At 66.5% G+C, this 7,531-nt stretch carries 4 protein-coding genes and 1 tRNA gene; 2 read left to right on the top strand and 3 right to left on the bottom strand.

Annotated elements, in window-relative coordinates:
* Nucleotides 1–2,403 (bottom strand): filamentous hemagglutinin N-terminal domain-containing protein (locus VN419_RS12320; protein WP_325647521.1); only part of this gene is annotated, 2,403 nt, incomplete at its 3' end.
* Between the two features lie 9 nt (nt 2,404–2,412).
* The gene (locus tag VN419_RS12315; protein ID WP_325647520.1) at nt 2,413–4,182 is read right to left on the bottom strand and encodes a ShlB/FhaC/HecB family hemolysin secretion/activation protein; all 1,770 of its coding nucleotides are present in this window, start codon (nt 4,180–4,182) and stop codon (nt 2,413–2,415) included.
* A 357-nt stretch (nt 4,183–4,539) separates the two neighbouring features.
* On the opposite strand from VN419_RS12315, the gene VN419_RS12310 reads away from it, so the two are divergent.
* The gene (locus VN419_RS12310; protein ID WP_325647519.1) at nt 4,540–6,561 is read left to right on the top strand and encodes a sensor histidine kinase; all 2,022 of its coding nucleotides are present in this window, start codon (nt 4,540–4,542) and stop codon (nt 6,559–6,561) included.
* The gene (locus VN419_RS12305; protein WP_325647518.1) at nt 6,558–7,190 is read left to right on the top strand and encodes a response regulator transcription factor; all 633 of its coding nucleotides are present in this window, start codon (nt 6,558–6,560) and stop codon (nt 7,188–7,190) included. Before VN419_RS12310 ends, VN419_RS12305 begins: the two co-directional genes overlap by 4 nt.
* Before the next feature lie 62 nt (nt 7,191–7,252).
* Here the strand turns inward: VN419_RS12305 and VN419_RS12300 are convergent.
* Nucleotides 7,253–7,329: transfer RNA gene (locus VN419_RS12300), tRNA-Met, on the bottom strand.
* Nucleotides 7,330–7,531: the final 202 nt, after the last annotated feature.

Below are 7,531 nucleotides of genomic sequence, written 5' to 3'. Positions count from 1 at the left end.
GGCAGCGTGTATGTTGACGGTGGCGCCGCGGATGGTGCCGCCGTTGCGCATGCCGGCGCCGAACAGGTTTACCGTGTTTGCTGAGATGAGGCCGACGTTCTCCGACAATCTGGTGCCGGTGGTGATGTTGATGGTGTTCCCGGCGATGATTTGCGGGGTGTAGCTGGTGTTCCGCACCACGTAAAAGTCGAGGGGGGCGTAGGGGTCGGCATTCGGGACAACCGCAAGGTACAGCAAGTGCATATTCCCCGAGTCGCCGATGGCATTGCTGAAGAAATGGCTGGCGACGATGTTGATGTCGTGCCCGGCGTTCATGACGGACCAGTTACGAAAGTCATATGCGGTGATGTTGATATCGTTGCCCGCACTGAGCATGGCGTTGGGCGAACCGTTGGCGTTGGGCAACAGGTTGGCCGACCCATTGATGGATAAGTTGTTCCCGGCGATGAAGTTGCCATACATTTGATCGAAGCCCTTCAGCTTCAGGTTGCGCGCGGCGGAAACGGTGCCGGTGTTGTCGGAGTCAGCCCCAATGCCGATGGTGGACGCATCGAGATCCTGTCCGGAGTGGACGAGCCCGTAATTGTAGAAACTGTGCCAATCGCTCGCGCCCGACATGGTCAAGGTGCCCACGCCGCCGGTGACGCCAAGTATCTTGGCCCCGGAGGCCACGGTGGCGTCGCCGGAGGTGGTGGCGATCCTCATGTCGCCGATGCTCGTAAGCACGGCGCTGTCCGAAAGGCGGAACTTCCAGGCCTTGATGTTGGCTGTGTTTCCACCCATTTTTCCCGTGCCGGCAATCTCAAACTGCTGCGTGTCTGCGCCGTTTCTGTCGGCGACGTCCAGCAAATTTCCGGCCCATATGGACCCGGCGTTCCGGAAGCCGTGTTCAAAGGGAGTGTTTGAGAGATTAGGGCCTAAGCCGGAGCGGATGACGATATCGCCGACGGTGGTGGCCAGCGTCCCGGCGTTTTTGGCGAAGTCCCCGGCGTTCAGGTACAGGTTGCCGCCGGTGCTTTTCGCCTGGGCCAGGCTGCCGATGTCGAGCAGGCCGGAGGTGAGGTTGGTGGCCGAAAGGGTCATGTGCCCCACGGACTGGAGGCCCGCATTGCCCAAGGTGAGCGCATCCACGCCGCTCAGGTTCATGGTGCCGCCGGAGTAGAACGTGGTGGCGGCGGTGTTGCCTATGGTCAGGCGTTGGGTGGAAAGGCCCAGGGCGCTGCCCGCCCCGTAGGACACCCCGTTGATGGCCCAGGCGCCCGTGCCGTTAAGATTCATGGTGGCGCCGTAGCGCTTGTTGGCGTCGGTTATGCCCGTTGTGGCGCTGGCCGTGTCGGTCAGGCTGCCCAGTTGATAGGAAAGCTGTCTACCGGCCACGATGCCGCCGCCGGTGAGCGTGGCTCCGCCCAGGCTGGCGTTGAGCGCCAGGTCGCGCGCGGCGGAGAGGTTGGCGTCCGTGGCCGTGATGGCGCCTGCGCCGGTGGCGGTGCTGGTGGCGGCAAGGTCGCGCGCGGCGGAAAGCTTGCCCGTCACTTCGATCCTGCCCGCGCTGGTGATGGTGAAGTCGTCCGCCGTGGCGGCGGCGTTGCCCTGCACGCGCACGCCCGCGCCCGCCTCCGTGGCCTTCAGGCTGATGCGCCCGGCGTACATCCCGCCCAGGGCGCTCGAATCGATGGCGTAGGCGGGCACGGGGGAGCCGTCGGAGGCGATGGCGCTCGCCGCGCCGCTGGTGTGGTTCCAGTTGTTGGCCCCGGCCACCATGTTCAGGGTGGACGCGTTCACCTGGCCGTTCACGCTGATCTTGCGCGACACGAGGTCCAGGGTCTGCTGGGCGCTGGCGTTTATGCCCGTGCCGCCGATGACGATGTCGCCGCCGCGCACGTCGAAGCCCAGCACCCCGCCCGTAAGGTTCGATGCGCCGGTGACCAGGCTCGCGCGGTCGGTGTTGATGAAGCCGCAGCCGTTGCAGGTGATGCCGAAGGGGTTGGCCACGATGACGTCGGCCTTTCCGCCCAGCACTTCGGTGAAGCCCGCCAGGGTGCTTCGCCCGCCGCCCGTCACCTCGTTCAGGATGATGCTGGCCTGGGGGCCCGCGCCCAGGTTTGCGTTGCCCGCCACAAGGCCGGCCAGCTGCGATTGCCGGAAGGCCTGGCTGGTGTTGCCGTTGTTCAGCACCAGGCCCTGGGGGTCGACGTTGTAGGAGGTGTAGGCATTGTGCGAAAGGCCGGAGGCGTTGGGCGCGGCGATGTTCACCACGGGCACGCCGTTTGCGGCGGCCGTCACGCTGGTGTTCGTCGCGCCGGAGGCTACAGGAGAGCCTGCCAGAAGCTGGGGCGGAAACAGCAGCATTCCGCACAAGAGAAAGGTCAGGGCCTTGGCGCTGGCGGTGGGAAGTCGTTTCATGGGGGGCTCCTAGAAGCTCACGGTCATGGTGGCGGAAAACTGCACCGGCTCGTGGGGGATGACGATGGGCGTGGACAGGGCCTTGGCGGCGGAAAGCTCGCCCGTGAAGTGCTTGCCGGCCAGGCGCACCCCGCCCGCAACACCGGTCAGGTTGGCGTTGCGCGTGGTCTTGAAGCCCTCGATGCGTCCGGCGTCGAAGCCGATGAAGGGCCGGGGGGTCACGTCGGTGTAGGGCAGCTGGGGCAGCGAGGTGGAAAGCTCGTTGCGCACATACCAGCCCCGGTCGCCGGAGAGGCTGTTCCGGTTGAAGCCGCGCACGGTGTAGAAGCTGCCTATGGTTATCTGCTCCGAGCCGTAGAGCGGCTCCAGGGCATACTGGCCCGTGGCCTGGGTGCTGAAGGTCAGGTCCTTGCCCAGCACGGTGAAGGGCACGAAGGCCCCGCCGGAATAGCGGATCTTCGCGCCCTGGGCATGGGGCGCGGTGACGCCCGTGCCATCGGGGTCCGCCTTGGCGTCCAGCTGGCGCAGCCCCTGGCTGAAGCCCAGGTCCAGATTGCCGGAGAACCAGGAGAAGCGCCGCTGCCAGCTCAGGTCCGCATCGGCGACGGCCAGGTTCCGGCTGGAGACGCTCAGAAATTCGTCGGCCAGATAGTTGCGCGTGGCCTTGTTGTTGAGGGCGATGAGGGCGGTCAGCTTCTGGTCCTGGTCGCGGTAGGCCACGTAGTTCAGCTCGCCGCGAAAGGTCTCGGAGGTGCCGCGCGCCACCAGGGTGTTGGCGCTGGTGACCACCGGGCTGTGGTACTCCGACATGCTGTAGGAGAGCTGCATGGTCCAGTAGCCGAAGGGCAGGGAGTAGAAGAAGCTGTCGGAGACGGCCTCGCGCAGGCGGGTGGACTCAAGCACGGTGTTGCGGTGCGTGTAGGTGATGAAATCGTTCAACCGCAGCGGGTTGTCCACGCTGACGGTATACGCGGCCTGGTGCCGCCCGGTGGAAAGGCCGCCCAGGTTGTCCAGGGTGCCGGCCACGCTCACGGGGAAGGAGGGCTCGTTCACGATGCTGACCACGCTTAAGCCCGCCTCGCTGCCGGGGCTCACTTCCATGGTGGCGCTGTTGGAGCTCAGGCGGTTTATCTGGTCCAGGCCCTGTTCGATGTCGCGCAGGTTAAGCGGCCTGCCGGACACGAAGGGAAAGGCCGTGGTCAGGTTGGCGCTGCCCCGGTCCCCATCCTTCAAGAGTAGCCCCTCCACCTTGCCCTCCACGATGAGGATCTCCAGCCGCCCCTTGCTGAGGTCCTGCGCCTGCACATAGGGGCGCGCGGCAACGTAGCCCCGGTCCATGTAGGCCTTCAGGATGTCGGCCAGCAGCTTCTCGATGTCCTCGGCGTACAGGCAGCGGTTCAGGTAGGGCGCGGTCAGCCCGCGCTTGAGGCTTTCGGGCAGCAGGGTGACCCCGGTGAGCACGATCTCCTTGATGTCGCGGCAGACCGTGCTTTTGGGCAGGCTGGGCGCGGCGGCTTCCGGCACTTCCTGCTGCGGGGTCTGCCCCCGGCGCAGGGCGTCCTCGCGCAATTGCTGCTGCAGGCGCTCCTGCTGCTCGTTCTGGATCTGCCGGGAGGCGCGGGCCCCGGCCTCGATCTCCGCCGGAGTAAGGGACAGGGCCGGGCGCGCGAACACCGCCAGCAGGAACAGGCTCAGCGCGGAGCGGACAAGGAGGCTCCGCCGCCGGGCGAAGAAACGCCCAGGCGCGCACAGCATGGACAAGGGGGAAGATGAGGACATGATCATTCACCTGCACCGCGCTGGGCGCGCGCTGTTTGCCTGAAAGGTTGGAAGGGCCGCGGACAGGCCATGGGGCCTTTTGGGTGCTTCTAACCCGCCAGGAGAGTCGCGTCTGTACGGGAAAACCACCACATTGGCACATTTGCGGCGTCAGTTCTCCAACCGGAACGCGGTGCATGGACGAAGCGATGCATTACGGAGCAGTGTACGTATTCTTCCGCCACAGCATTGGGACAAGCGCTGCATGCCCCAGGCGTGTTATTTCCGCTCAGCCTTGCCTTCCAGAGGCAAGGACGCTATGTGCGGTATCAAACACGCGGAGCCGGACGCTCCCTCCGCACCCGGAGCCAGTTCCCCTTGCACTTGGCCGCCACTCCTCCCACCCCGCGCCCAAGCGCCCTTTGGGCGCTGCTGCTTGTGCTGTTCCTCGGCCTTTGCGGCTGCCAGGCCTACGCCCCCGGCGCCCCCCTGCCCAGCCGGGGAACTGTCGACCTTTCCGCCTGGGACACGGCCAAAACCCCGTTGCTTTTGGACGGGGAATGGGAGGTCCGCTGGGGCGCGCTGCTTGAGCCCGGCGATTTCGCCGCTCCGGGCGCTCCGGCCCCGGACTACGCGCAGTTGCCCGCCCCCTGGAGCCGGAGCATGCCCGGCGCGGATCTGCTCAGCACCACGGGCGAGGCCACCTACCGCCTTGTCCTGCGGTACAGGCCCGGAGCGGAACATCTGGCTCTGCGCTTGGCGAACGTCAACGCCGCGTGGCGGTTGTGGGCCGATGGACGCCTTGTGGCGCAGAGCGGTACGCCCGGCCCGGATGCCGCCACGGAACAGGCCCGGCCTTCCGTGGCCGTGGTGCCGCTGCCGCCGCCCGCGCCGGAACAGGAGCCGGACCGCAACGGCGCAATAGCCCTGGAACTGGTGCTCCAGGTTTCCAACCACCACTTCCGGGAAGGCGGCGTCCTCTCCACGCCGCTCATCGGACCGGAAAGCGTCCTGCTGGCCCAGGAGCGCCACGACGCGGGGATTTCCCTGGCCATCGCCGGAGCGCTGCTCATTATGGGCGTGTACCATGTGGCCCTGTATTTCTTCCGCCGCAACAACGTCTCGCCGCTGCTGTTCGCCGCCTACTGCCTGCTGTGGCTGTGCAACTACGCCTGCTCCGACTCCAGCGGCTGGGCCGCGCGCACCCTGATTCCCGCCCTGCCGCCCATGGGCCTGGAGCGCCTTGCCCTGGCCGGACTCTTCCTCTCCGTGCCCGTGGGCTTCACCTTTTTCCGCTCCCTGTACCCGCAGGAGTTCTCGCGCCGGGTACAAAACGGCACCTGGGTCATGGGCACGGCCTTCACCGCCCTGGCCGCCCTGGCCACCCCCCTGGCCACCAGCACAGCCCTGCCGCTGTATTATCTGGCCACCTCCGGCCTCATCCTCTACTGCTTCCAGAGGCTGCACCGGGCCCGGCGGCTGGGACGTTCCGGCGCAACCTTCATTTTCACCGGGTTCCTGCTGCTGGGGCTTGTGGGACTGCACGACATGCTCACCGACCTGCGGCTGGTCAATTCGACGCCGATGCTTGCGCCGGGGCTCCTGCTGTTCGTCATGTCCCAGGCCTTCGCCCTTTCGCAGCGCCTGTCGCAAGCCTTCTCCTCCGTGGAGCTCCTGTCAGGCCAACTGGAGCACAAGAACCTGGCCCTCGAGGCCGAGATGGCCGAACGCAACCGCCTGGAGCGCGAGATCATCAACATCAGCGAGGAAGAACGCCGCCGCATGAGCGTGGACCTGCACGACGGCCTGTGCCAGTTGCTGACGGCAGCGCGCCTGCGCTGCGCCGTGCTTTCCGGCATGCAGCGCACGCCCAAGGAATCCGCGGAGCTGGCCAAGCTCTCGTCCCTGCTGGAGGAACTGGTCGACCAGGCCTACGATCTTTCGCACGGGCTGTGGCCCCTGGAACACGGCGCGGGCAGCACCGGCCCCTCCCTTGCGGACATGATCCGGCGCTTCTCGCTCTCCAGCGGCGTGCCCATCGACCTCGCCCTGGAGCGCGCGTGCGACACCTGCCCCAGCGCCAACGTCACCCAGTTGTACCGCATCGCCCAGGAGGCCCTGACCAATGCGGTGAAACACGCGAAACCGCAGCGCATCACCGTGCGCTTCGCCTGCAGGGCCGGCGGCGAGGCAAGCCTCACCGTGCGCGACGACGGCATCGGCCGGGCCGGAGCCGCGCGCTCCAAAGGCGGGCTGGGCATGGGCATCATGGCCCACCGCGCGCGCATGATCGGCGGCGACCTGAGCATTCAGGACGGGCAGGAAGGCGGTACGGTGGTGCGCTGCTGCGTGCCCTGCGAGGTCACGGCCCGAACTTTCAACACCGAGGAGCGGACATGAGCGGCCAGGACGCTTCCGGAGCACGCATCTTTCTTGCGGATGACCACCCGGCCGTCATCGAGGGGCTGACGCTCCTGCTGGCCCAGGAGCGGCATGAGGTGTGCGGCGTGGCGGGCAGCCGGGACGAGGCCCTGCTGCTGCTGCCGGAAAGCCGCCCTGACCTGGCGCTGGTGGACCTTGGCTTATGCGGGGAAAGCGGCTTGGATCTGCTGCCGGAACTGCTCGCCCTGGGCGTGCCCGCGCTGGTCTACACCATGCACGAGGACGCGGCCACGGTGCAGAACGCGCTGAGCCGCGGGGCCGTAGGGTACGTCACCAAGCGCGAAACCTCGGCCGTGCTGCTGGAGGCCGTGCGCAAGGTGCGCGGAGGCGAGCGCTACGTCAGCCCGCGCGCGGCGGCCAATCTGGCCGCGGCCGGGGGATTCCTGCTGTCGCAAGCCCTGAGCGAGCGCGAACGGCAGATTCTGAAGCTTCTGGCCAGCGGCGAGACCAATTCCGAGATCGCCCAGACCCTGCAGGTAAGCTTGCGCACGGTGGAGACTTATTTCTCGCGCATTCTGGCCAAGCTGGACCTGGACGGCATGAAGGCCTTGCGCAAATACGCCCTGCACCACTTCCGGCCGGTTTAGACCCTCGACCGCCAAACAAAAGAAAAGGGACCTGGAATCACTTCCAAGTCCCTTAATTCTTTTGGTAGCGGGGGCAGGATTTGAACCTACGACCTTCGGGTTATGAGCCCGACGAGCTACCGTACTGCTCCACCCCGCGACACGTCGATGCGGCGTTCCCCGCGTCGAGAAGGGGTATGTAGTCCCCAGCCCTCCCCCTGTCAACGCTTATTTACACCGGGCCGGAAATTTCCTATACCCCGCCCATGCCGAATACCCAGAGCGTCTCCATCGTCATCCCCGTGTTCAATGAGGAAGAGAACCTCCCGCTGCTCTTCGCCGAGCTCGCCAAAGCCATGCGC

It is taken from the genome of Humidesulfovibrio sp., from assembly GCF_035560995.1.
Taxonomy (GTDB): Bacteria; Desulfobacterota; Desulfovibrionia; order Desulfovibrionales; family Desulfovibrionaceae; genus Humidesulfovibrio.
Note: the sequence above shows the minus strand (reverse complement) of the source record. Positions and strands in the feature narration are given on the sequence as shown.